Source organism: Paraburkholderia phenoliruptrix, assembly GCF_019511605.1.
GTDB classification, from domain to species: domain Bacteria; phylum Pseudomonadota; class Gammaproteobacteria; order Burkholderiales; family Burkholderiaceae; genus Paraburkholderia; species Paraburkholderia phenoliruptrix_A.
Genome location: NZ_JAEUAV010000017.1, coordinates 42,284 through 67,322 on the forward strand (window position 1 = coordinate 42,284; position 25,039 = coordinate 67,322).

The 25,039-nt window shown below is 62.8% G+C and carries 20 protein-coding genes and 1 pseudogene; 13 read left to right on the forward strand and 8 right to left on the reverse strand.

Translation table 11 applies throughout. The annotated features are described in order from the left end of the window. Window positions 1-9 precede the first annotated feature (9 nt). From JNB89_RS20500 to JNB89_RS20515, 4 genes are all read right to left on the reverse strand, one after another. Window positions 10-1,302 carry an MFS transporter gene (locus tag JNB89_RS20500; RefSeq protein ID WP_220363427.1) on the reverse strand — a complete coding sequence of 431 codons (1,293 nt, stop codon included), beginning with the start codon at window positions 1,300-1,302 and terminating at the stop codon, window positions 10-12. A gap of 258 nt (window positions 1,303-1,560) precedes the next feature. Further along, on the reverse strand, window positions 1,561-1,872 hold the full coding sequence (locus tag JNB89_RS20505) for a high-potential iron-sulfur protein (protein ID WP_220363428.1): 312 nt from the start codon (window positions 1,870-1,872) through the stop codon (window positions 1,561-1,563). A 201-nt stretch (window positions 1,873-2,073) separates the two neighbouring features. After that, entirely contained in the window at window positions 2,074-3,180 is a 1,107-nt protein-coding gene (locus JNB89_RS20510) for an NAD(P)/FAD-dependent oxidoreductase (protein WP_220363429.1), read from the reverse strand. A 226-nt stretch (window positions 3,181-3,406) separates the two neighbouring features. Then, window positions 3,407-4,384 carry an AAA family ATPase gene (locus JNB89_RS20515; protein WP_220363430.1) on the reverse strand — a complete coding sequence of 326 codons (978 nt, stop codon included), beginning with the start codon at window positions 4,382-4,384 and terminating at the stop codon, window positions 3,407-3,409. A gap of 331 nt (window positions 4,385-4,715) precedes the next feature. Here JNB89_RS20515 and JNB89_RS20520 point away from each other — a divergent pair, with 331 nt between their 5' ends. The 6 genes from JNB89_RS20520 to JNB89_RS20545 all read left to right on the forward strand — a co-directional run bounded on the left by JNB89_RS20520 (window position 4,716) and on the right by JNB89_RS20545 (window position 11,186). Then, window positions 4,716-5,300, forward strand: coding sequence for a hypothetical protein (locus JNB89_RS20520; protein ID WP_220363431.1), 585 nt, complete (start codon window positions 4,716-4,718; stop codon window positions 5,298-5,300). A gap of 145 nt (window positions 5,301-5,445) precedes the next feature. Then, window positions 5,446-6,243, forward strand: coding sequence for an endonuclease/exonuclease/phosphatase family protein (locus JNB89_RS20525; protein ID WP_013337782.1), 798 nt, complete (start codon window positions 5,446-5,448; stop codon window positions 6,241-6,243). Window positions 6,244-6,840: 597 nt separating this feature from the next. Next, window positions 6,841-7,611 carry a ferredoxin--NADP reductase gene (locus tag JNB89_RS20530; RefSeq protein WP_013337781.1) on the forward strand — a complete coding sequence of 257 codons (771 nt, stop codon included), beginning with the start codon at window positions 6,841-6,843 and terminating at the stop codon, window positions 7,609-7,611. Window positions 7,612-8,027: 416 nt separating this feature from the next. Continuing rightward, the gene (locus JNB89_RS20535; RefSeq protein WP_220363432.1) at window positions 8,028-8,927 is read left to right on the forward strand and encodes a sensor histidine kinase; all 900 of its coding nucleotides are present in this window, start codon (window positions 8,028-8,030) and stop codon (window positions 8,925-8,927) included. Window positions 8,928-8,937: 10 nt separating this feature from the next. After that, window positions 8,938-9,594 carry a response regulator transcription factor RqpR gene (gene rqpR, locus JNB89_RS20540; RefSeq protein WP_013337779.1) on the forward strand — a complete coding sequence of 219 codons (657 nt, stop codon included), beginning with the start codon at window positions 8,938-8,940 and terminating at the stop codon, window positions 9,592-9,594. A 200-nt stretch (window positions 9,595-9,794) separates the two neighbouring features. Then, window positions 9,795-11,186, forward strand: coding sequence for an amino acid permease (locus JNB89_RS20545; protein ID WP_220363433.1), 1,392 nt, complete (start codon window positions 9,795-9,797; stop codon window positions 11,184-11,186). Between the two features lie 253 nt (window positions 11,187-11,439). Here JNB89_RS20545 and JNB89_RS20550 read toward each other — a convergent pair whose 3' ends face one another. The 3 genes and pseudogenes from JNB89_RS20550 to JNB89_RS20560 all read right to left on the reverse strand — a co-directional run. Then, window positions 11,440-13,275, reverse strand: a complete 1,836-nt coding sequence (locus JNB89_RS20550; RefSeq protein ID WP_013337777.1) for a tetratricopeptide repeat protein — start codon at window positions 13,273-13,275, stop codon at window positions 11,440-11,442. A gap of 90 nt (window positions 13,276-13,365) precedes the next feature. Then, window positions 13,366-13,917 carry a PKD domain-containing protein gene (locus JNB89_RS20555; protein WP_346656218.1) on the reverse strand — a complete coding sequence of 184 codons (552 nt, stop codon included), beginning with the start codon at window positions 13,915-13,917 and terminating at the stop codon, window positions 13,366-13,368. A 96-nt stretch (window positions 13,918-14,013) separates the two neighbouring features. Further along, window positions 14,014-15,477 (reverse strand): annotated as a pseudogene (locus tag JNB89_RS20560) (S8 family serine peptidase); the annotation flags it as partial. A gap of 845 nt (window positions 15,478-16,322) precedes the next feature. Between JNB89_RS20560 and JNB89_RS20565 the strand changes: the two are divergent. The 7 genes from JNB89_RS20565 (at window position 16,323) to JNB89_RS20595 (ending at window position 24,011) form a co-directional block, all read left to right on the forward strand. Beyond that, on the forward strand, window positions 16,323-16,877 hold the full coding sequence (locus tag JNB89_RS20565) for a (2Fe-2S)-binding protein (protein WP_220363436.1): 555 nt from the start codon (window positions 16,323-16,325) through the stop codon (window positions 16,875-16,877). 10 nt (window positions 16,878-16,887) lie between these two features. Continuing rightward, complete coding sequence (locus JNB89_RS20570; RefSeq protein ID WP_220363437.1) at window positions 16,888-19,275, forward strand: xanthine dehydrogenase family protein molybdopterin-binding subunit; 2,388 nt, start codon at window positions 16,888-16,890, stop codon at window positions 19,273-19,275. 22 nt (window positions 19,276-19,297) lie between these two features. Beyond that, window positions 19,298-20,095, forward strand: coding sequence for an FAD binding domain-containing protein (locus JNB89_RS20575; RefSeq protein WP_220363438.1), 798 nt, complete (start codon window positions 19,298-19,300; stop codon window positions 20,093-20,095). A gap of 94 nt (window positions 20,096-20,189) precedes the next feature. Then, on the forward strand, window positions 20,190-21,077 hold the full coding sequence (locus JNB89_RS20580; protein WP_220363439.1) for an AAA family ATPase: 888 nt from the start codon (window positions 20,190-20,192) through the stop codon (window positions 21,075-21,077). Between the two features lie 5 nt (window positions 21,078-21,082). After that, window positions 21,083-22,402, forward strand: coding sequence for a vWA domain-containing protein (locus tag JNB89_RS20585; protein WP_220363440.1), 1,320 nt, complete (start codon window positions 21,083-21,085; stop codon window positions 22,400-22,402). Continuing rightward, entirely contained in the window at window positions 22,393-23,013 is a 621-nt protein-coding gene (locus tag JNB89_RS20590; RefSeq protein ID WP_135892441.1) for a CoxG family protein, read from the forward strand. The genes JNB89_RS20585 and JNB89_RS20590 overlap by 10 nt, the downstream gene beginning before the upstream one ends. Then, window positions 22,986-24,011: an XdhC family protein gene (locus JNB89_RS20595; RefSeq protein ID WP_220363441.1), complete on the forward strand. Its 1,026-nt coding sequence runs from the start codon at window positions 22,986-22,988 to the stop codon at window positions 24,009-24,011. The genes JNB89_RS20590 and JNB89_RS20595 overlap by 28 nt, the downstream gene beginning before the upstream one ends. A gap of 149 nt (window positions 24,012-24,160) precedes the next feature. On the opposite strand, the gene JNB89_RS20600 is transcribed toward JNB89_RS20595, so the two are convergent. Next, window positions 24,161-24,901, reverse strand: a complete 741-nt coding sequence (locus tag JNB89_RS20600) for a PepSY-associated TM helix domain-containing protein (protein ID WP_220363442.1) — start codon at window positions 24,899-24,901, stop codon at window positions 24,161-24,163. Between the last annotated feature and the right edge of the window lie 138 nt (window positions 24,902-25,039).

The window sequence follows — 25,039 nt, forward strand, 5'->3', positions numbered from 1 at the left end:
ACGAGCCGCTCAAGCCGGCTTACGTCGCGCATCCAGATCCACATGACGCTGGCCGGGCATGCACGCCACCGCCGTGATCGACGCGGCCAGTCCCGCCATCACGTAATAAGTCGGGGCGAGTGGCGAACCAGTAACCTCGGTAAGCCGTGTGGCCACGAAGGGTCCGAAGCCGCCGAACATGATCACCGCGACGTTGTAGGCGAGTGATAGACCCGTTGAGCGCACATACGCCGGGAACAACTCGGCGATCATCGCGCCGAACGGTCCGTAATAGCCGGACAACGTAATGGAAAGAAGCGCCTGCACGGCAACCAGCTTGGATACGCTCGGCGCCGCCGCGAGCCATGCGCAGAGCGGGTAGATGATCGCGAGCGTAAGCACCAGCGACCACAGCGAAAGCCACTTTCGCCCTATCCTGTCCGACCAGGCGCCCGTCAACGGCGAGAGCACCATCAGCAGCAGGTTGCCTGCTATCACCGCGTAGAACGACTGTGCATAGGGCAGCTTGAGTTGCGTGACCGCGAACGTCGGCAGATAGCTGATCAGCACATAGAGCGTCACTGTAAGCGCGATGACGCAGCCAAGCGCGCACAGCACGTCGCGGCTGTGGCCGCCGAAGAGCTCGCGCAAGGTGGCGCGTCGCGCGGTTTTCTGTGCGAGGAGAAACACTTCCGAGTCTGCCAGGTGCCGGCGAATGTAGATGCCGACCGGCCCGATCAGCAGACCGATAATGAACGGCACCCGCCAGCCCCACGACTTGAGCGCCTCCGGAGTCAAGCCGTGCGTGATCGCGGCGCCCACCAGCGAACCGAACAGCAACGCAGCCGACTGACTCGCCATCTGCCAGCTGCCGTAGAAGCCGCGCCTCGAAAATGGCGCCGCTTCGATCAGCAGCGCGGTCGAACTGCCGAACTCGCCGCCGGCGGAAAAACCTTGCAGCAGGCGGCCGAGTACGATCATCAACGGCGCGCCAATGCCAATTGCCGAATAGGGCGGCGCAATGGCGAGCAGCAGAGTGCCGAGCGTCATCAGCGCGATGACGACGACGAGTGCCGCCTTGCGCCCGGCGCGATCCGCATAAAGTCCAAGGACGATGGCGCCCACTGCCCGCATCACGAAAGCAACGCCGAAGCTCGCCGTGGCGAGCAGCAAAGATGTGTGGGCATTGCCGGCGGGAAAAAACAGTTGCGCGATGACCACCGTCAGCAAGCCGAATACGGTGAAGTCATACCACTCGAGCGCGTTGCCAATGACCGCCGCCACGACGGCGCGGGTATTGAGGCTTCTCGACGCTGGCGACATGCGAATCTCGAGCCTCCGGAAAGTGTCTTGTGACGGTTCCTGCCGGTGCCGTGACGAACCCGCCAGAAGCAACGCGGGCCGCGGCAAATCGCATTGGAGTGTAAAGAGCACGCCGGCCGTTTTCAAGCCACAAACCGTGCGAAAAAAAGCGCGCGCCGGACGTGTCGGCACGCGCCTCTGCCATTGCTGCTGACATGTGCGCCGCGATGTTGCAGCGCATTTCACTCAAGACCCAACTGCAGCGCGATGAATGCCGGCTCAGGCCTTCTTGTTATATGCGCTGCACCAACCCTTCGCGGCGACCTGCTTGCCAGCGAACATCGGGCACGGCGCATACGGATCGCTTGCCTTGCCCTGATAGAAGCTGCAGTTGCCGCAGTCCTGGCCGGCTGCGTACTTCGCGAACTTCGCCTTGTCGACTTTGCTGGCGTCTTCCTTGTAGCCGAGCGCCTGCGCGGTCGGGTCGCTTTCGGCGACCTTCGGGGCGTCGGCGAACGCCTGACGCGAAAGCGCGAGCGACGAGGCAACACCGATTGTGGAAATCAAAAACGTACGACGGGATGCTTTCATGGGGGAGTCACTCCATTTATATTGAACTGATCGCCGTTCTGATGACAGCGGTCCCCAAGCATAGCAACGAAGCCGTCGCCCGTAACGGGTCAAATGCTGGAGATAAGCGAATTGCTACGGCATCGTTCGTACTGCGCTGCCTTGCATCGCGTTCGCCGCATGGCGCTCAACTGCACCACTGCATATCCGACGACGCACCGCTCAGCCGCGTGCGCTCAACTCGCAGACTCTTTGCGCGATTGCGAGCGACGCCGTGAGCCCCGGTGATTCGATGCCGAACAGATTCACGAGGCCACGCACCCCATGCGCGGCCGGCCCCTGAATGACGAAATCCGCGGCCGGCTCTCCAGGCCCCGAGAGTTTTGGACGAATGCCCGCATAGGCGGGCTGCAACGCGTGATCCGGCAACGCGGGCCAATAGGCGCGAATCGCCGAGTAGAACGATTCGGCCCGCGCGGGATCGACCTCGTAGCTGATTGCGTCGACCCATTCGACGTCTGGACCGAAACGCGCCTGGCCGCCCAGGTCGATGGTCAGATGCACGCCGAGTCCCGCCTCGTTCGGCATCGGATAAATCAGGCGGCTAAATGGCGCCCGTCCCGAGATGCTGAAGTAGTTGCCGCGCGCGAGATAGAGCGGCGGAACGTGGCGCGCGTCGAGTCCGCGAATTCTGCGCGCGAGCGCATTCGCATGCAGCCCGGCACTGTTGACGACGCACGCGGCACTGATGGTGGCGGGCGCCTCGCCGCCGACCTTGACGACGAAGCGTCCATTGCCCGCCTCGATTGCGTCGACCGGCGAGTGGAATGCGAACATCGCTCCGTCGCGTTCCGCGTCGCCCTGCAACGCGAGCATCAGTTGATGGCTGTCGACAATGCCCGTTTGCGGCGAGAACACCGCCGCGACGCATTCCAACGCTGGCTCGAGCGCCTGGGCCTCGCTCGCGGAAATGCGCATCAGGTCGAGTACGCCATTTTCGCGGCCCTTGTGCATGATGCCTTCAAGCTGCGCAATCTGATTGTTCGACGTGGCAACGAGCAGCTTGCCGCAACGCGAATGCGGCACGTTGCGCTCGGCGCAGTAGTCGTAGAGCATCTCGCGGCCTCGCACGCACAGCGTCGCCTTGAGCGAGCCGCGCGGATAGTAGATGCCCGCGTGAATCACTTCGCTGTTGCGCGAGCTGGTGCCCACGCCGATCGCCTCGGCGGCTTCCAGCACGATCACTTCGCGCCCGCGCGCCGCCAGCGCGCGCGCTACCGCGAGCCCGACCACGCCCGCGCCGATCACGACACATTCGATCTGATCCATGTCCCTCGACGCAGCCGACTTCGCCGCGCGCCGCCTCGTTCATCCGTATAGATGGCAACAGCATGCGGCCAACGAACCCCTTACACCGCTCGCTGCCGAACGCAATGCTGTTTTGCAACTGTCTCGCAGCCGCTGCATGAAATTGTACGACGCCGCACAGACGGCGATGTCTGTGCGGCGTGGGCCTCGCGGCGTGGTGCGGGAACGTCGATCAGAAGCTCGGGGCTCAGAAGCCGATGGGCCTGCGGCGGTTGCCAAAATCGAGCCGAATGTCGCCGCCGCCGATTTCGTCGCGGCCGTCGATCCGCGCCGCGCCAAAGCCGTTCAGGATCGCCCGGCGCATTTCGCGCGGCGACGCGTTTTTCAGCGCTTCGAGCGCGGAGTCGCCGAGCAGCTCCGGAAACCGCAGACCCCAGTTGTGCGCGCCGCGAATCTCCGCATAAATGGACTGCGCGATGCGGCGTGCGCCCTCGCGGTCCGGCGGCGGAATCTCGTACACGTTCATGCGGTTCAAAATGGGCTCGGGAATCGCGCGCTCGTCGTTGGCCGTGGCGATCCAGATCACATGTCCGGCGTTGATCGGAATCTCGGCGAATTCGTCGATGAAGCTGCGCGCCGTATCGTGCTCCAGCAGCGCGTACAACGCGCCGAGCGGATCGTACTGGGAGTCGCCGGTGGCCTTGTCGATTTCGTCGACGGTAATCACCGGATTCGCATAGCTGCCGTTGACGAGCGCGTCGAATACCTTGCCCGGCTTGGCATTTTTCCATTGCGACGAGGCGCCGGAGAGAATCCAGCCGGCCGTGAGCGAACTCATCGCGACGTACTGATAAGCCGTGCCGAGCAGGCGCGCTAACTGCTTCGCAAAATGCGTCTTGCCGATGCCGGGGTCGCCGAGCAGCAGAATCGGCATCAGTTCGAGGCGGTCCTCCGTCTCGAGACACAGCGCGACCTGCTTGCGGATGTCGTCGAGCGGGTCGGCGAAGTTGGGCAGCGCGTCAATCAGATCGTCGATGGACGGCATGCGGTTCGGCTTCACGCAAAAGCGCAAATTGCCGGTTTTAAGCATCTTTTCGTAGGTTGTGCGCAACGCCTCGTTTGCGCCTTCGCCGAGATCGTTCAGTGCGGTCTCGACCTGGTCGAGGTCATACACCTGACTGAAAGATGCCACGGCAATTTCCTGTCTGACCATTGCTGTTGTCATTGCTCACCCCGTCTGGCTGGCCTTGCTGGACGGCGTCGGTCGGCGCCGTCACAGGTTCAGTTTAACGAGGACAGATCGCGACGCAAGCCAGCAGTCGTGCGGCTCTGCTGCTAGCAGCCGCCCAACTGCAGGTTAGCTGCAGGTTAGCTGTGGGTTACCCGCGGGTTTCCCGGCCGGGCCGTCCGCGGTGCGCCGAGCATTCCCGGCGTGCTTCGAAATGCATTGTTGCTGAACCCGGCCCCGTTTAACGTGTCAGAAAAGCGTTCCGCTCATCAGGCGTAAGATGACCCTCTGACCAGGCTGCCTGACGCAGTCACCGGAGAAGTGTTCTATGTGGAAAACCAGTATCGTGGCCTTGCTGTTCGGCACTTCGCTGCTTGCACACGCGCAGCAACGGCCGCCGCAGCAGGTCGTGCAGTGGGAACTGCAAGTGTTGCGCGACGGGCAGCAGATCGACGCGTTCGAAGGCACCACCACAGTCGGCCAGGCGCGCACGGATACGCGTCACAAGGTGGTGCAGCACAACGTCGGCTGCAAGGATCAGCCGGCGGGCAGCATCGACCTCGCGCGCACGCTCACGGTGTCGCCGCTGCGGGTCGAGGGCAATGACGTGACGCTGTCCATCGAGGCGCAGGAAACGCTGGAGGACTCCGCCGCGCGCCAGACCGATACCGGCTGCAAGCTGCCGCCGCAGCCGCGTCAGGTGGGCGCGAGCCATCCGGGGCTGAAGGTCCCGGTGGGCCAATGGACAAGCTGGACGATCATCGACAAAGACCCGACGCTCGTCTATCGGGTGCGCGCCAGCCTGACGAATGGCGCCAACGCCGGGAGCGGCGCCAGTACGGCCAGCGGTGTCAGCGCGGCGAGCGGTGTGACCACGGCCAGCGGCGTGAGCGCGGCCAGTGCGGTCAAGTGACTCCGCTGCGCACCGGTTCGCAAGCGCGCAGCCCCCGAGCCGCCCGCGCGAGTTGAAAAGCGTAGTTGAAGAACCAACCTGAACGTCGCGCGAACAACGCACGAATAATCGAAGCCCCGAAAACAGAACACGTGGATAACGCGGCATGCGAAACCCCGAAGAACTGATCCGCGAAAGCGCAGCACCCAAAGATTTTGTGGCGGTGAGCTGGAACCTGCACAAGGGACGCACGCCGCTCGGCTTTCAAGCCTGGCAAGCCATGCAGCGCTGGGTTCAGTCGACCCACGCGGACGCCTATTTCCTCCAGGAAGCGATGGCGCGGCGCATGCCCTCACCGGTGCTGGCGAGCAGCTTCGGCGCGCCCGTCACCGACCCGTTGAGCGATGTCTGGCATTGTCAGGCCACCGAAATCGCGCGAGCGCTGCAACTGGAGATAGCGCTCGGGCCGAACGTCTTCAAACCATCGTGGCGGCATGGCAATGCGATTCTGTCGCCACACCCGCTCGATCTCGGCGGACGCTGGGACATTTCCGCGCATCGCTTCGAAAAGCGCGGGCTGCTGGTCGCGCGCGCAACCTTCGGCGGACACTCGGTTACCTTGTTGTGCGCACATCTTGCGCTGACGCGCTCGGCGCGTCTGCGTCAGATGAACTGGATCGCCCACTGGATCTCAAAGGAGGCCCCAGACGGCCCGCTCGTGCTGGCGGGCGACTTCAACGACTGGCGCAACGACTCGGTGCCGCTTTTCGGCGAGCACGGACTGCATGAAGTCGCCACGCTGCTCGGCGAATCGGGCCGCACGTTCCCCGCTTTCTCGCCCGCCCTCGCGCTCGACAAGATGTTCGTGCGCGGCATGAAGCCGATCGAATGGATCCAGCCGACGCAGGAAACCGCGTGGCTGTCGGACCATCTTCCCTATATGGCGCGGCTGCGCGTCGAGTGACGGCGCGCCGCCGCGGCTCTCGCGGCGGCGTCGTCGCTGTCGCAAAGGCAGTGTGGGGCCGTGGCCTGCGCCGCGCGCGTTTGCCTGCTTTATTGGCAGGTTCTATGCTGCACCGCACGGCAGGTTTGGGTATCATCCTGAAAATGTCGCCCGCGCGGCGCGCCTACCCGGCGCCAGCCGGTCGGCCGGTCAGCCTGGTGGCAGCCTCCTGCGCGGCCCTCGTCCATCGACGTACCGCTGGTCATGCGCGGCTGCGATCACGCCACGTACTTTCGTCACGGAACCGCCGGACCGGCCAGATCCTGCGCCGGCGCTTCCAGCACCAGTAACCCGTTTGACGAGCTTGACGAGCGGCGGTGAGCAACAGCCGCCCGAGCACCTGATTTGCTTTCGATTCGTTTTTCGATCCGCCCCGTGGTCCGCTTTCTGGCCCACTGGTGTCGCGCTCAATCGCCGCGCTCCGGCCTGGCGACGGCAGGCGCGTTAAAATAGCGGATTGCGCGCCATTCCCGCCAGCGGGTGGGCGCAGCATCGCCCTTGCCGCGCCGGCCGGCTTGAACGACTGGCCGCCTTTGTTTTCGCACTATCCACGAAGCCATGAGCAACCTGAATTCACAAACCGTCCTGAGCGTCCATCATTGGACCGATACGCTTTTCAGCTTCACCTGCACGCGCGATCCGTCGTTCCGTTTCGAAAACGGCCAGTTCACGATGGTGGGCCTGGAAGTCGACGGCAAGCCGCTGTTGCGCGCGTACAGCCTCGCCAGTGCGAACTACGAAGAACATCTGGAATTTCTCAGCATCAAGGTACAGGACGGCCCGCTCACGTCGCGCCTGCAGCACCTGAAGGTGGGCGACCAGGTGCTGATCGGCAAAAAGCCGGTCGGCACGCTGATGGCCGACAACCTGCTGCCGGGCAAGACGCTGTGGCTGCTGTCCACCGGCACGGGCCTCGCGCCGTTCATGTCGATCATCAAAGACCCGGACATCTACGACCGCTATGAGCGCGTGATCCTTACCCACACCTGCCGTTTCGTCGACGAACTGGCGTACAAGGAATACATCACCGACCACCTGCCGGCGCACGAGCACCTTGGCGAACTGGTGCAGGAAAAGCTGCTGTATTACCCCACCGTCACGCGCGAAGCGTTCCAGAACCGCGGCCGCATTACTGAACTCATCGAGACCGAAAAGCTGTTCGCCGACCTCGGCGTGCCCGGCTTCTCGCTGGAAAACGACCGCGTGATGCTTTGCGGCAGCCCGCATATGCTGCGCGACACGCGCAAGCTGCTCGACGACATGGGTTTCCAGGAAGGCAGCAACAACGAGCCCGGCCACTATGTGGTCGAGAAGGCGTTCGTCGGCTAAGCCCGATTTTTCGCGGCGCCTGCCGCGTACGAGGAAAAGGAGCCTTCCGGCTCCTTTTTTTTCGCCGTTACAAATGGAAGTCGTATATTTGACATTTGCTGTCGGCATTCTTCCTACAAAACAAACGCTGATCCATCTCAAGCAGTGCGTGAGATATGGGCGCTAACCCTTGCTGGGACTGCTTTTTTCTTTTTTTTAAGATATGATCGCGGCGCACCGTTCGTCGCTTCAACCGCCGCTCATGGTACGACCTGCTTGTTACTGAATGTAAATTTCGTTACCTTGCAACGTAGTGTTTTACCGTCGTGCTGACCTGATACGGCCAATTGGAGGCCAGAGACCTTATGCGTTCTTTCGTCCTCGCGGCGCCCACGCGCCCCTCTTTCGCTGTCCGCGCTGCTTTCTGAGAGAAAGTCATGGATACGCCGACTGTCGTCCGGTTCACCAATCCTGCTCCCGCTTCGTTGCCGCGTGATGGCGGCGGAGCTCGCGCGGCCCGGTCCGATCCGGCATCGGCTTCAGGATCGACTTGTGCGTCGATGGAGCGCGAATTGGCGCGTTTGCGCGCGCGGGTGCGCGAACTGTCTGCTGAACTCGTGCAGGCGCAGGAGGCGGCCTGCCGCCACGTCGCCCGGGAATTGCATGACGGCGTGGGCGCCGAGTTGACCGCGACGCGCTTCGCGCTGGCCAGCGTCGAAACGTGGCTGCCAGCCGATGCTCCCGCTCAATGCTCTAACGCGCTCGCCGTGGCCAACCGCTCGCTCGACGCCGTTTGCGCCGCGACCCGTCAGGCAGTGGCCGAACTGCACGCGCCGGCGCTCGAAGCAGGAATCGTAGGCGCGCTCGCCCAGTGGACCGGGGAATTCGCCGCGCGCACACAGTTGCGCACGAGCTTCGTCTGTAGCGCCGACGTGCGTCTCACGCGACTGCCGGCCGACGCCGCGCTGGCCGTGTTCCGGGTCGCGCAGGAGGCGCTGAACAACATTGCCAAACACGCGCGCGCCGCATCCGCCGACGTGCGCATCGAGACCAGCCGCCGCCATCTGACGCTGATCGTCGGCGACGACGGCGTGGGCGTAGCACGCCACGCCCAGCGCCAAAGCGGTCATTTCGGCCTGAGCGGGATGAAGGCGCGCTGCGCCGCCTTCGACGGCACACTGCGCGTGAGCGCCCGGCGCGCTGAGCCACAGGGCCCCGGCCAGGCGCGGCGCGGTGCGGGCGACGGTGCGCGCGGCACGCTCGTGCGGGCGCGCTTCGCGTGGGACGCCATGCTCGCCGACGCCCTGCCTGCCGGGCTACGGGCCGCGCAATCGTGAGCGAGCCGTCATGACCCTGCGCATTCTTCTCGCCGACGATCACGCCGTGGTTCGCCAGGGCGTGCGTCAGTTGCTGCTGGATCGCGGCGTCGCGCGCGAAGTCACGGAGGCGCAGACCGGCGCCGAGGCGCTCGACGCCGTCGCGACCCAAGGCTACGACGTGGTGCTGCTGGACATTTCGCTGCCGGACATGAACGGCGTCGAAGTGCTCAAGCGTCTGAAACGCAAGGCGCCGCGCGTGGCCGTCCTGATGTTTTCGATGTATCGCGAAGATCAGTATGCGGTGCGCGCGCTGAAAGCCGGCGCGGCAGGCTACCTGTCGAAGACCGTCGACGCCGCGCAGATGATCGGCGCGATCCAGCAGGTCGCGGCCGGCCGCAAATACGTGAGCCCGGCGATGGCAGAGGCGCTTGCCGACTACGTCTCTTTCGACGGCGAACAGATGCCGCACGAAAAGCTCTCCGACCGCGAGTATCAGACGCTGTGCATGCTCGCGTCGGGCAAACGGCTGACGGACATTGCCGAGGCGCTGTCGCTGTCGGTGAAGACCGTGAGCGTGTACCGCACGCGTCTGCTCGAGAAAATGAAGCTGCGCAACAATGCCGAGCTCACTTTCTACGTGATGAGCAATCGCCTCGTCGACCTGAATCCGGCGATGGCGGGCTAAACACCCACTGTGGCAGCGCGCGGGCGGCTTTTGGCCGCGGTGTCGCGGTGTCGCGTCGCCTTGCCGCCACGGCGCCCATCCGCCCGGTTCCTGCTGTTCACTGGCTCGTCCCAAAAAGGCGCATGCGCGCGCATCCGCTAAAATTGCGGGTTTCCCGACATTCGGCGCGCAACACGCGTGCACTACTGGAGACCCCGCCAATGTCCCTGTTCCGCAAAAAGAGCGTCGAGCACATGCTCGCGACAAGCGCGCAGAGCGCCGGCCTGAAGAAAGCGCTCGGCGCACTCGACCTGACGTTTCTCGGCGTCGGCGCCATTATCGGCACGGGTATTTTCGTGCTGACCGGCACCGGTGCCGTACAGGCCGGCCCGGCGTTGATGGTGTCATTTCTGGTCGCAGCCGTTGCATGCGGCTTCGCGGCGCTCGCGTATGCGGAGTTTGCATCGACCATTCCGGTCGCGGGCTCCATCTATACCTATTCATATGCGACGCTCGGCGAACTCGCCGCGTGGATCATCGGCTGGGACCTGATGCTCGAATACGGGCTCGCAACGTCGGCGGTTTCCGTCGGCTGGTCCGGTTATCTGCAATCACTGCTGTCCGGTTTCGGCGTCGCGTTGCCCGACGCACTGAGAGCGGCGCCGGGCGCCTTGCCTGGTCACGAAACGCTCTTCAATCTGCCGGCATTCCTCGTGATGATGGCGATCACCGCGCTGTTGTCGGTCGGCGTGCGCGAATCGGCGCGCATCAACAACCTGATGGTCGCGATCAAGGTGACGGTGGTGCTGCTCGTGATTGTCGTCGGCGTGTTTCACGTAACGCCTGCAAACTGGCATCCGTTCATGCCGAACGGCTGGAACGGCGTATTCGGCGCGGCTGCGGTGATGTTTTTCGCGTTCATCGGCTTCGACTCGGTGTCGTCCGCCGCCGAGGAGGTGAAAAATCCGAAGCGCGACTTGCCGGTCGGCATCATTGCATCGCTTGGCGTGTGCGCAGTGTTGTACGTCGCGGTGGCCGCCGTCGTGACGGGCATTGTGCCTTCGGCACAATTCGCGAACATCTCGCATCCGGTGTCGTACGCGTTGCAGGTCGCGGGCGAGAAGTGGGTCGCGGGCTTCATCGACCTTGGCGCGGTGCTCGGCATGCTGACCGTGATCCTCGTGATGGCTTATGGCCAGACGCGCGTCATTTTCGCGATGTCGCGCGACGGTTTGTTGCCGGCGCGCCTGTCGCGCGTGCATCCGCGCTTTGCGACGCCATTCTTCACGACGTGGCTGGTGGGCATTTTCTTCGGGCTGATCGGCGCGCTGGTGCCGTTGGATGTGTTGGCGGAGCTGATCAACATCGGCACGCTGGCGGCGTTTTCGATGGTGTCGATTGCGGTTCTCGTTTTGCGCAGGACGCATCCGGAATTGCCGCGGGCGTTCCGCTGCCCGGGTGTGCCGGTCGTGCCGGTTCTCGCTGTCGCTTCCTGTCTGTTTTTGATGGTCAATCTGAAAGCGGTGACGTGGGCGGCGTTCGTGGTTTGGCTGGTGGTGGGAATGGTGATTTATTTTGGGTATTCGAGGAGGCGGTCGAAGTTGGCCGCGTGAATGGTTTCGACTCGAACACGTTGACTCTGGGCGACGCAATGATGGCTATGAGAACTCGATCGCGCCGTCTCCGTCGTCCTCGGGCCTGGTAGCCGCACGTATCCTTCAGGCGCGATGGACAGGCGCAGCGTGGCGTCAGCTCTCTGACAGGTGACTCACGAGCGCTCGCCTATGGCGGACGCTGGCTCAAAGCGGCGAGCTGGCGTCCCCGATCAGGCAAGTCATCGATAAGCTGCCATGCCTGGACTTCCGGTTATCGGTCGGGCGACTTTTCGCTTGCTTGCAGGTGTCGCTCCTCCAGCGCGGCTCGCACCTCTCCAATGGCGGAGTCCCAATTACCCAGCTCCCGCTGGCGAAACAGTCGCATCGATGGATACCAAGGGCTATCGGTCCTCTCCTGGAGCCATCTCCATTGCGCATAGGCTGGCACCAGGACCCAAACCGGCAGATTGGCGGCACCGGCCAGATGTGCCACCGACGTGTCGACGGACACCACCAAGTCCAATGTCGCGAGTATTGCGAGCGTGTCACCGAAGTCCTCAATGACCGGGCCGAGCGTGTGGAAATCAAATGCATCTGTCAGCGCTTCGCCTTCACGCTCCCGCTCGCCTTTTTGCAGCGAGAACCAAGTGGTTCCGGGAACCGAAAATAACGGTCTCAGCGCGTGGATATCAATGGAGCGGAAGCGGTCTAGTGCAGAGTGCGGACCACCGGCCCAAACAATACCGACCCTGAGTTTCCCTGACCGGTTCACTGACGGCGCTAGTGCTTCAAGCCGCGCTTTCCAAAAGGCAATAAGGTGAGGCTGTGCGGTGACATATGGCATTGCAATAGGCAATGTGGACAGCTTCAGCCCCATGTGCTCAGGCATTCGCTGCATATGGCTCCAGTAATCGTAGGGGCCTCGCGGCAGACGCGTCAGAACTGAGCGGACACCTGTCATGCTGCGCGCGATTACAGCGACGGGTTCACTGACGAGTACATCGACCACCGCGCCTTGCTGATGCAACCACTCGGCAAAGCGCACGAACTGGATTTCATCGCCGCGCCCCTGTTCGCCGACCAGCAAAAACGTGCGCCCATTTACCGGTTCACCTTCCCAAATCCGAAACTCCGGAAAGACGCGGGTACTACGGGCCAGCGGCGTGTTGTAGAAAAGGTTGTGCCGGGACCACCCGACCTCATAGTTGCTGGCGTTGATTTCCAGCTCGGCATGCTGGAATTGCGATATCTCGTCGGCCGGTTGTAGTCGCACGGCTTCTGCGCTGTATGCCATGGCTTCTTTAACGTAACCACGGACACTCAAAGCATGCGCCGCATATCGATGCAGGCGGACGCTTTGCAAGTCAAGGGCGATCCCCTGACGTGCAACACTGAACATTTCAGCGAAGCGGTCAATTCTATACAACGCAAGGCACAGTGCCTCCAATGCGGTTGCGTCAGTTGCATGCCGCATGCGGAGTTCTGACACTAGTCGCGAAAGTGGCAATTCCAGTTTGACCTTTCCAAAGGCGAGCAGTGCGTCGATGCCATCCTTTAAAGACGAGTTGTCAATTGCCAAGGCTCGTAGCCAAAAGTCAGCTGCATCGTCCGATTCGCCGAGGTCAGTACTTATCTGTGCAACTGCGCGAACCGCGTGATGCAACTCTGGCTCTCTTGCGATCGCCTTTATGTACTGCGCCTTTGCTTCCCGCAGACGCCCGCGTAACCGCAGGCAGTCGGCGAGATTGCGATGCAGCGTCGCTGTGCTTCCAATAAGACTGAGCGCGCGACGATAGAACTGCTCTGAATTTGCGTAGTCGCCTCTCATTGCCGCAATTAGACCGGCATGCTCCCAAAGGTCGCCGCGCTCAGGTTCGAGCCTTAGAGCACGCTCCAGATACGCAGACGCCTCCACAATCTTGTTTAGGCGTGCACATGCCAGTCCCATCTGATGCAACACATGGACATTGCCTGGCTCCGTTGCTAATACGAGCTCGTAAATACTCGCCGCCTCGGCCACGCAAGAGGCAGAAAATAACGCGTCTGCCTTCGAAGTTAGGGCACTCCGCTCGACGTCTTCAGTGTAAGCAGGTGACATTGCGGACATCTTCAAGGAAACTCGATCCCATTCCTGTGCGTTTGTGAGGTCCTGCGTAGTGTCAAGCCAGCGCAGGACTCGGCTCAGACACCAGAAGTGTTATGGCGTAAACGTAGCGAAAAGCTTAGTGTCTACAACGTCTGACGCAGGCTTGATCACAAGGTAATACGTGCCTGGTCGCGGATTCCACAGGAAGCATTGGGCGCCACTACCTGACGCAAAATATCGTGAACAGTCCGCATTCACCGATGTGGGCGAACCGGCCTTCACAAACATCATTCCCGAGTCGAAGGAAGAACGCGACGAGAGATTGGCCCTCATCACTGGTGCACCAGACGGAAGCTCGAGCTTGTAATACTGCGGAACGTTCGCTTTTCCGGAAAACATGAGTTCAGTGTCGAAAGCCATATCAGTTGCTTGAGGAGCAACTACCGTGATGGGCCGCGATACTCGGCTAACGGCGCCGTTGCTGTCGGTGATCGTTAACGAGACGTTGTAGGTGCCCGGATATTCGTAATCATGGGAAGAATTCCGAGACTCAGTGCTAACCGTATCGCCTTTATCGTCGTAACCCATATTCCATGCCCATGACCTGATCGACGCAGCGCCTCTTGCTGTCGAGAGATCGGTACATGTCACCAGCATTCCCACAGTTCCCTGCGCGCAGATGAAATCTGCCGCTGCAGGGATTTCCCCCGATCTCGCCGCTGCGACGGCCGCCGACGCGTCCAGAATCCCCGCGCCGATGGGTTGATCTGGGCGCTTAGGGAATGGCTGGCTATGTTGTGTTATCAGTGTACGCATCTCCGCGGCACTATATTGCTTCGATGCCACTGACTTAATTAGCGCGACAACACCGCTGACCATTGGTGCGGCCATCGACGTACCCGTCTGTAAGGCGTAGCTCTCCGAACCTAGAGAGTAGGTGCCATCGTTTCATGTGGAGAGGATATCGGTGCCCGGCGCCGCAATATCTACTGTTAGCCCATAGTTTGATGTGTACGATCGCGAGCCGTCCTTCTGCGTATTGCCGACCGCGATAACGCCACGACAGTTGGCGGGTTGCACATTTGATGCGTCGGCTGAATCGTTTCCAGCCGCGACAACCACCGTCGCACCACGGCTGTTTGCATCGTCAATCGCGTACTGGAATGTTTTCGCGCAGTAACCGACTGCTTCAAGGCTCAGGTTGATGACACTAGCTGGGTGAGGATTATTCGGTATTCCTGCGACTGATCCACCAGAGGCCCAAATAAGCGCATCGGATGTCGAGGAAAGGAGACCTCCACCCCACTGGTTCAATGACCGTGCGGAAACGAGCTTCGCAGAAGGCGCGATCCCCGAAATCCCAATACCATTACTGGTAACAGCAGCCATGATGCCCGCGACATGAGTGCCATGATATGAAATGACTCTGCCGTTGCTTCCTATGCCGGGATTGGAGCCCCCGGGCGGTCCAAGAAACGTGAAGTCGTAACCCGCGGGGATCACGTTCGCGTCGAGATCGCTGTGTCCGGTTAACCCATTGTCAACAACGCCGATGGTGATTCCCGCACCCGTTGCAATCTTCCATGCGTCGCTTACGCGAATTCCCGCGTATGGCTGACTTGGATCAAGATTGGAAAATAACCCCCATTGCTGGCTGTAAAGCGGATCATTGGGAGCCGAGGTCGCTGATATAACAATGTCCGGTTCGACGTATTCAACGTCAGGATCGGACGCGATCGCCCGCATAAACGCCTTGGCTTCCTTGGCGTTCAGTTTGCGGTCTATCGTTAACACGTCTGCTCCAAGACCCATGCGGCGGGCGTGGCGCGCACGCGCAGGGAAGGCGCTCGCAAGCCTGTCAAGCCTTGACTCAACTGCCGTGGAGTCTGAGCGCGCGGTAGTCCCAACTTTGTATCTGACGATGAAGCGGTCTGTCTGAGAGTCGGCCGAAATGGCGCTCGCGTTCATCCGCATGGCCGCAACGGCCGTGACAACGGCGGAACTAGCCGCGTCCATCGCCGCGATTACTTGGGGATCTGACGCTTTGCCAAGAGGCTCGACGTTGCCTGCGCTATTACTTCCCCCGCAAGCTGTGAGCGCCAACGAGATACCTATCAGACCAGCTCTGATTCCACGCCCGTTGATTTTCAGTGCCCCAAACTGCAACTTAGCTGCGTTAGGTCGAGGGCGGTTTTGGTCCCTGATACGTCGTTTTGTCTGCATCGCTTTTTACTGTCCTAAGTAATGTATATGTCCGGCTCTGCGCTTCCTGTTCTTTGTCTGCACATCCGCAAACGTCCGGCAGTTTCTTGCACCCGCGTTGAATAAATATAGACAGCTATCCTAAACATATTCCACGACGAACCGAGCTTAAGAGACGCGATGAGGCATTGCGGGAGAATCATGCGTACTCCCATCAATCAGAAGCAGAGGGGAGCCCGCCGTTCATAAAGGAGAGGAACGGACGAATGATGATAACGACAACGAAGACGCTGCACCCGAAACCCGGCGATCCGAAAGAGCCTCACCGGAGTTCCTCTCCATTGGAAATGGCATGCAACGTTAAACGAGATCAAACCTGATCGCCACGGTTTCGACGGCGAGTTGAGTCTGCCGCAGGCGTAAGGTGCATGCAAGCCAATAAATACGCGAGCGGTCCATTTCAGAATTTTCCACTGAATCACTGGTATGAAATCTGAAAGTCTCATTCACGGCGCATAGGTCTATTCGGACATGGAGAAGACCGGTGAACAAGACTGTCCCTCCCGTCGGCCTTTCCGGCGGAACGCGGTTCTGGCTCAAGCACCGAGAGACAAACGCGGCGGAGGCAAGCCGGCAGCGTCGTGCCGCGCTACGGGCGCGTAGTGGGGCCAAACGCGGCAAGGACAGGCCGAGAGGTTCAAAACCCCACCCCAGGCAAAAAACCCCTCATAGCGCCCCCGCTCAATTTGTGCTTTACTTTTCGGCAGACTCATAAAAACCGCAGCACCCCGACCGGATCAGGACGAACAGGCAGGCTGCAGGCATAAGAAAAGCGGTCCGGTTTCCCCCAATCAGGAGACGACTTCATGGCGATCAGCATTAGTCTGACGGTGAACGGCGCGCCCATCAGCGCTTCAGTCGAGCCCGGCACCCTGCTTGTGCAGTTCCTTCGCGACCAACTGCGCCTCACCGGCACCCACATCGGCTGCGATACGGCCCAGTGCGGCGCATGCACCGTCCACCTCGACGGGCGCGCGATCAAATCGTGCAACATCCTCGCAGCGCAAGCAGACGGTGCGCGCGTCACCACCATCGAAGGGCTCGCCAAAGACGGCGCGCTCCATCCCATGCAAGCCGCCTTCAAGCACTGCCACGGTCTGCAATGCGGTTTCTGCACGCCCGGCATGGTGATGAGCGCGATCTCGCTGGTAGAGCGTCAGCCCAATCTCACCGGCGACGACGTGCGCGCGCAATTGGACGGCAATCTGTGCCGCTGCACCGGCTATCACAACATCGTGAAAGCGGTGCTCGAAGGGGCCGAAGGCATGAAGTCGTCCGACGCGGCAGGCAGCACGGCAAGCCAGGCAGCAAGCCCCGGCGCGAACGCCCCCGCAGCTTCCACCGCGCAAGCCACCGCCTGAGGAGCCGACGATGAACGCACCCGAAACGCACAACCTGATCGGCGCTTCCGTCGAACGTAAGGAAGACTATCGATTCCTCACGGGCAACGGCCAGTACACCGACGACATCCTGCTGCCGCAGCAGACCTACGCGGTCTTTCTGCGCTCGCCGCACGCCCACGCGAAGATCAACAGCATCGACACCACAGCGGCGCAACAGTCGCCCGGCGTGGTCGCCATTTTCACCGGCAAGGACATGGCGGCGGAGAACGTCGGCGGCCTGCCGTGCGGCTGGCTGATCCACAGCACGGACGGCAAGCCGATGAACGAGCCGCCGCATCCCGTCATCGCGCATACGAAAGTGCGTCACGTCGGCGATCAGGTCGCCCTCGTGATCGCGGATTCGATCAAGGCCGCGAAAGACGCGTTGGAACTGATCGAAGTGGACTACGACGTGCTGCCCGCCGTGGTCGACACCGCACACGCAGCGGACCCCGGCCAGCCGGCCGTTCACGACGAAGTGCCGGACAACGTCTGCTACAACTGGGGCCACGGCGACAAAGCGGCCACCGACGCCGCCTTCGCGAAAGCAGCACACGTCACCACCCTCGACATCGTCAATAACCGCCTCGTGCCGAACGCAATCGAACCGCGCGCGGTGAACGCGAGCTATTCGGCGCAGGACGACAGCTACACGCTCTATGTGGCGAACCAGAATCCGCACGTGGAGCGCCTGCTGATGGCAGCGTTCGTGCTCTCGTTGCCCGAATCCAAATTGCGGGTGATTGCGCCGGACGTGGGCGGCGGGTTTGGTTCGAAGATTTTCCTTTACGCCGAAGATGTCGCGCTCACGTGGGCGTCGAAGAAAATCCGCCGCCCCGTGAAGTGGACGGCCGAGCGCTCGGAAGCCTTCCTGTCGGATGCGCATGGCCGCGATCACGTAACGAAAGCGGAGCTCGCGCTCGACGCCGACGGCAAGTTTCTCGGCATGCGCATTCACACCATCGCGAACATGGGCGCATATCTGTCCACGTTCGCCACGAGCGTGCCTACCATTCTGTACGCGACGCTGCTGGCTGGCCAATACGCGACGCCCGCCATCTACGCCGAAGTCAAAGCCGTCTTCACCAACACCGTTCCCGTCGACGCCTATCGCGGCGCGGGCCGCCCCGAAGCGACTTATGTGGTGGAGCGTCTGGTCGAAACAGCCGCACGCGAAATGAAGATCGACCCAGCCGAGATTCGGCGCCGCAACTTCATCCGCGAATTCCCATACGCGACGCCAGTCGGCCTCACCTACGACACGGGCGACTACGAAGCAATCCTCGCGCGCGCGCTCGAACTCGCCGATGTGAAAAGCTTCGAAGCGCGCCGCCAGCAATCGGAGAAAAACGGCAAGCGGCGGGGCCTCGGCTACTCCTGCTATATCGAAGCATGCGGTCTTGCACCGTCGAACATCGCGGGCGCGCTCGGTGCGCGCGCGGGGCTGTTCGAAGTCGGCCAGATTCGCGTGCATCCGACAGGCTCAGTCACCGTGTTCACCGGCTCGCACAGTCACGGTCAGGGGCATGAAACGACCTTCGCGCAAGTGGTGGCTGACCGGCTCGGCATTGCGCTCGAAAGCGTGGAAATCGTGCACGGCGATACGGGTCGCATTCCGTTCGGCATGGGCACCTATGGCTCGCGCTCCATTGCGGTCGGCGGCTCGGCGATCATGAAAGCGCTCGACAAGATCGAAGCGAAGGCGAAGAAAATTGCCGCGCATCTGCTCGAAGCCGCGGCAGAAGACATCGAGTTCAAGGACGGCGTATTCCGCGTCGCCGGCACGGACCGCACCAAGGCCTTCGCCGAGATTTCGCTCGCCGCATATGTGCCGCACAACTATCCGCTAGAAGTGCTGGAACCGGGCCTGGAAGAAAGCGCGTTTTACGACCCGAGCAACTTTACCTATCCGTCGGGCGCATACATCTGCGAGATCGAGGTGGACCCGGACACGGGCGTGTGCGAAATCCAGCAGTTCACGGCCGTCGACGATTTCGGCAACGTGATCAACCCGATGATCGTCGAAGGCCAGGTGCACGGCGGCCTCGCGCAAGGCATCGGACAAGCCATGCTGGAGCGCTGCGTATACGACAACGAAAGCGGCCAATTGCTGTCCGGCTCGTACATGGACTACGCAATGCCGCACGCGTCGGACCTGCCGGATTTCACTGTAGAGACCGCGAAAGGCACGCCGTGCACGCACAATCCGCTCGGCGTCAAAGGTTGCGGCGAAGCAGGCGCAATCGGCTCGCCGCCGGCCGTGATCAACGCGATCATCGACGCACTCGCGCCGCTCGGCGTGACCGACCTGCAAATGCCGGCCACGCCGCATCGCGTGTGGTCGGCCATTCACGCGGCCACGCAGGCAGCCCACTAAGATCCTGAGCGGAGCATTCGACATGTATTCATTCGAGTATCAACGCGCGACGGACCCGCAAGCAGCCGCCGCAGCCATTGCCGCCGACAGCGACGCGAAGTTTCTGGCCGGCGGACAGAGCCTCCTGCCGACCATGCGGCTGCGTCTCGCGCAGCCCTCGCAACTGATCGACGTGACTCGCATTCCGGCGCTCAAGTCGATCAGCGTCGAGGCCAATGTGGTGAAAATCGGCGCAGCCGTCTGTCACGCGGATGTCGCGGAGCACGCCGAGGTACGCCGGGCGTTGCCGGCGCTGGCGGACCTGGCCGCGCATATCGGCGATCGCCAGGTGCGCGCGCTCGGCACGCTCGGCGGCTCGCTCGCCAACAACGATCCGGCCGCCTGCTATCCGGCGGCGGCAATGGGACTGGACGCCACCATCGTCACGCAACGGCGGCGCATTTCGTCCAGCGACTTTTTCGTGGGCATGTACGAGACCGCGCTGGAACCGGACGAACTGATCGTGGGCGTGGAATTCCCGGTTCCCGAGCGAGCCGCGTACGAAAAATTCAGGAACCCCGCGTCGCATTTCGCGCTCGTCGGCGTGTTCGTTGCGAAGTTCGCGAGCGGCGTGCGCGTTGCGGTGACAGGCGCGGCGGCCTCCGTGTTCCGTGTGCCCGAACTGGAAAGCGCGCTGTCGGCCAATTTCACGCCCGAGGCCGCGCGCGCGGTCAACCTCGCCGGCGCGAACCTGAACGACGACATGCACGCGAGCGCTGAATATCGCGCGCATCTCATTCCGGTACTCGCTGCGCGCGCGGTGGCAAAAGCAAATAGTTAGCCATCCTCCGTATAGGCAGCCGACGCGGGCCTGCTCGCTCGCGCCGGCTGCGGCCGCTCAAGCGCGCCGATGGTCGCGCAGATTCAGGAACGCCATGCACCCCGCTTCAATCGACGACACCCTCACGCAACTCGCCGCACAAAACTATTTCGCGAGCCGAGAACTGGCGACGGCGTTGTATCTCGCGCTGCGCATGGAGCGTCCGCTGTTCGTCGAAGGAGAGCCGGGCGTCGGCAAGACCGAGCTTGCCAAGGCAGCGGCGGGCATGCTCGGCACGTCGATGCTGCGGCTGCAATGCTACGAAGGACTCGACACCGCGAGCGCGCTCTACGAGTGGGACTACCCGCGGCAGATCATGGCCTTGCGTCTTGCCGAAGCGGCGGGCGAGCGGCCCGACAACGACACCTTGTATCGCGGCGAATTTCTGCTCAAGCGCCCGCTGCTGCAAGCCCTGTTGCCCGACGAAAATCATCCTGGCGCGCGGCGCGTGCTGCTGATCGACGAAATCGACCGCGCCGACGAGCCGTTCGAAGCCTTCCTCCTCGAACTGCTGTCCGACTTCCAGGTGTCGATTCCCGAGTACGGCACCGTGCGCGCGGCACAGCCACCGCTCGTGGTCATGACCTCGAACCGCACGCGCGAGGTGCACGACGCGTTGAAGCGCCGCTGCCTGTATCAATGGATCGGCTACCCGGATCGCGAGCGCGAACTGCAGATCGTGGCCGCGCGCGCGCCGCAAACGTCGGCGCAATTGCAGCGGCGCGCGGTCGACTTCGTGCACCGGCTGCGCGGCATCGATCTGTTCAAGGCGCCGGGCATTGCGGAAACGATCGACTGGTGCCGCGCGCTCGAGGCGCTCTCGGTGACGGAGCTCGATCCGCAGTCGGTGCAGAACACGCTTGGCGTGCTGCTGAAATACCAGGACGACCTCGCGCGTGTCGACGCGGCGCAAATCGCGCAGTGTCTCGCCGCGCCGGAATAGCGAGCATGACGACGCCCACTCGCGCTGACAACCCCGACCACGGCGACGCTCCGCCCGCGCAGCGCCGACCGGACGCCGGGCAGCGGCTCGCAGCATCGCCGGAAAACGGCACGCCTACGCTTGCGCGCAACGTCGTGCATTTCGTGCGCGTGCTGCGCGGCGCGGGTCTGCCCATGTCGCCCGCGCATGCCGTCGACGCGCTCGCCGCCCTCCACTACATCGACCTCGCGCGCCGCGACGACGTGCGTGCCGCGCTCGCGGCAACGCTGGTTTCGGCGCCCGACGAACGCGAACTCTTCGACGCGGCGTTCGAACTCTTCTGGCGTGATCCGGATTGGGAAGGCAAGCTGCGGGCGCTGCTCCTGCCGAAAGTCCGCGACGGCCTGCCGCCGCCCAAACGGAACAACCGTCTCGCCGACGCGCTCGCGGTGCGCGCGCCGCCCTCCCCGCACATGCAAGAACCGCAGGAAACCGAGCAGCAGGAACTGCGCGCGCACCTCACGTTCAGTGCGGAAGAACGGTTGCGTCACCGCGATTTCGACACCCTTTCCGCCGACGAATGGCGCACGCTGCGTCATCTGATCCGCGCTCAGCGTCTGCCGCTCGCGAAGGAGCCGACGCGCCGCCTGAAGGCGGCATCGCACGGCACGCATGCTGACTTGCGCGCGAGCGCGCGGCAGGCGGTGCGCGCGGGCGGCGACTGGACCGTCTGGAAATATCGCGCCGTGGTGGAGCGCAAGCCGCCGCTCGTGTTGTTGCTCGACATTTCCGGCTCGATGAGCAGTTATTCGCGCGCGGTACTGTACTTCTGTCATGCGCTGGTTCACTCGCGTGAACGTCTGCAGGTTTTTCTGTTCGGCACGCGCCTTACCAATGCCACGCGCTGGCTGCGCGAGCGCGATCCCGACGTGGCGATTGCCGCGCTCACCGAACAGGTTCTCGACTGGTCCGGCGGCACGCGTATCGGCGCGACGCTCGCCGAGTTCAACCGACGCTGGGCACGGCGCGTCCTGGCCGGGCGCGCGACCGTGCTTCTCGTGACCGATGGCCTCGATCACGAAGCGATCGACGTGCTCGACACCGAAATGGCCCGCTTGCGGCGCTTCGCACATCGAATCGTTTGGCTCAATCCGTTGCTGCGTTTCAGCGGCTTTTCACCGAAGGCGCGCGGCGTACAGGCGATCCTGCCGTATGTCGACGCGCATCGCCCGGTTCATAATCTGGAGACACTGGCCGCGTTCGGCCGCGACTTCGCGCAACTCGCGCGCGCGCCGCGTCCGGGCGTGCCTGCCATGCCAACTGCAGGAGCCCGTTCATGGAACTGACCGAAACTCATACGCTGCCGGTTTCGCAACAGCGCACGTGGGAAGCGCTGAACGATACGGAGATTTTGCGCGCCTGTATTCCGGGTTGCGAAAGCATCGACCCGGATGGTGAGAACGCGTATCTGGTGGTGCTCAGCGCCGCGGTCGGCCCGGTCAAGGCGCGCTTCAAGGGGCGCATGCAGCTCACGGATATCGACGCACCCAACGCGTACAACATCGTATTCGAAGGCCAGGGTGGCGCGGCCGGCTTCGCCAAAGGCAACGCGCGCGTCACGCTCGAAGCGGACGGCGACGCGTCGACAAAGCTCAGCTATACGGCGAGCGCGCAGGTCGGCGGCAAGCTCGCGCAAATCGGCTCGCGGCTCGTCGACGGTGCGGCGCGCAAGATCGCCGGCGAATTCTTCAAGCGCTTCGGCGCGCAGTTCGGCGCAAGTGACGGTGCCGACGCCGCCCGTGCCGGCGATGCGGACGACGCGGCGGATGGCGGCGGCACTGCAGCCGACGGCGCGGCGGGGCACAATACTGCATCGACTGAGGCCGCGGACAACGAGTCCGGCGGCGATGCAACGAAAAGGAAGAAATCATGGACAGCGTGGATCTCGAAGTCCTGAAGTCCAGCGCACGTTGGCTTGAGGAAGGACATCGCGCGCTGCTGGTAACGGTGGTCAAGACATGGGGGTCGTCGCCGCGGCCCGAGGGCGCGATGCTCGTCGTGCGCGACGACGGGCTCGTGGTCGGCTCCGTTTCGGGCGGCTGCATCGAAGACGATCTGATCGATCGCGTGCGCCAGCAGGGCATCGAGCAGACGCGGCCCGAGGCGGTCAAGTACGGCATTACCGCGGAAGAAGCGCATCGCTTCGGACTGCCTTGCGGCGGCACCATTCAACTGGTGCTCGAACCGTTGACGCTGCAAAGCGGCATCGCGGAACTCTGCGCTGCGGTGGAAGAAGGACGGCTGGTTGCGCGCGAACTCGACATGACAACGGGGGTGGCGCGGCTCGACAAGGCGCTTGCCACCGACGGCGTGCATTTCGACGGCCAACGCCTCCTGACGATTCACGGCCCGCGTTACCGGATGCTCGTGATCGGCGCGGGACAGTTGTCGCGCTATTTGTGCAACATTGCCGTGGGACTGGACTATCAGGTCACCGTGTGCGATCCACGCGAGGAGTACACGGAAGAGTGGAGCATTCCCGGCACGAAAATCGTGCGAACCATGCCGGACGACACCGTGCTCGACATGAAGCTCGACGAACGCTGCGCGGTAATTGCCCTGACGCACGACCCGAAGCTCGACGACCTCGCGTTGATGGAAGCGCTCAAGACACCGGCGTTCTATGTCGGCGCATTGGGCTCGCGGCGCAATAACCAGGCGCGTCGCGAGCGGCTCAAGGAGTTCGACTTGAGCGAAACGGAGCTGGCCCGTTTGCATGGACCGGTAGGCATTTATATCGGCAGCCGCACGCCGCCGGAAATTGCCGTGTCGATTCTCGCCGAAGTGACGGCGGCCAAAAACGGCGTTTCGCTGCCTACGCTAATTCAGGTGGAAGGCGCAAAGGCCGCGCGGGAAATTGCCGCCTCGGCGGGCGGCGCGGCCTGCAGCGCCTAGCAGGCGCGAGAGTCAGGCGACGCGCTCGGCAACGCGCGGTTGCCTGCGCGGTTGCCTAGGCAGTTGCTGCGCGATTGCCTGGGCGGTTGGCAGCGCAGTTGCAACCTTGTGTTCAGCTTCCCCGTGAAGGCCACGCGCGAAACTTGCGCTCACATCAAACCGCACACCACGGCGGCGACAATCGATCCGCCCACCAGTACGACGCCCACCACGCGGCGCTTGTTCAGTTCGGTCCACAACAGCACGCCTGTCAGCGAGAGCAGGATCAGCGAGCCGGCAATCGTGTCCACCAGCAGCATCCAGCCGATGCTCAGGCCCGTGCCCTTGTGGAGGTTTGTCATCGTCGCGAGAAAGGTGTTTTGCGTGCGTTTCACCGCGACAAAACCGTTGCCGACCCAGTACTCGGCCTGCACGTTCTGCGTGGGCGCGGCGAACGCAACTTGCCAGAACTCCGGCTGAATCGTGCTGCGATCGCCCCATGCCACCGGATGCGCCGCCTCGCGTTTCATTCTGCCTGGCTTGCCATCGATTTTCAGCTCGCTCTTGAGCCACTTCGCCATGTCCATCGGCGAATGAAAAGGCTTATCGGGCACGGCCATCTGCAATTCTTCGACTTGCGGCTGGCCCGTCGACACCTTCATAGGGCCCGCGCGATGGTTCAGCAAAAAGCCGGTCGCGCCGAACATGAGTCCAAGCACCGCGCCCCACAGGCCAACCCAACCGTGCACCTTGCGCAGCCACTTGATGAAGTTCGCGCGCCGCGAACGCTGACGACGCGCCGCCTGCTCGGCGCCGTCCATCAGATGACGGCCAGGCGGCTCGTCATGGGCGACATAGCGTGAGGCGCCGTTGGCAGCGGGTTTCATATCGATTGAATCGGGCGCGTTCACATATGCTCCGGTGCTGCAGGTTAAAACCGCCGCCGCGCGCGCGGACATGCAGCGCGCGCAAACCGGCAGCGAGGAATTCACAAGGGAGAGCGGACGACTCCGGCTTGCGGCGCGGAGCCGTCCCGTTGACGGGCTGGC